This is a genomic window from Caulobacter sp. 602-1, from assembly GCF_003931565.1.
Lineage (GTDB): Bacteria > Pseudomonadota > Alphaproteobacteria > Caulobacterales > Caulobacteraceae > Caulobacter.
This window is the reverse complement of the sequence record NZ_RRYI01000061.1, coordinates 1-340: the sequence shown is the minus strand read 5'-3', so window position 1 is coordinate 340 and position 340 is coordinate 1. Positions and strand designations below refer to the sequence as shown.

The 340-nt window shown below is 60.6% G+C and carries 1 pseudogene; it reads left to right on the top strand.

The annotated features are described in order from the left end of the window. Positions 1–25: 25 nt before the first annotated feature. Positions 26–340: pseudogene (locus EIK80_RS25240) on the top strand (serpin family protein); the annotation flags it as partial.

The following is a 340-nucleotide window of genomic DNA, read 5'->3' as shown; positions in this document are numbered from 1 at the left end:
ATACTGGAATCAGGGGCTTCGTGCAATGATGCACGAGCCGATCCAAGCAAAGGGGCTGACCATGAGCGAGAAACTGATGGAACAGTACCGGTTGCGCAAACAACGCAAACGCCGTAACGCTTGTATCGCCGCCATCGTGACAGTAGTGCTTGACCTTGCCGTCGCCGGCGGCGTATGGTGGACGGCCGGCGATGGCAGCGTACTGGTTCGCAATATGTTCAAGCCGAAGGCCACGCCTGCCACGCAGCCGGTAGTCGACAGCACCGCAGCCTTCGCCTACCGCACCGCACCGGAACTCCTGGCGATGGAAACCGGCGACCGAGACACCGGCAATGTGAAC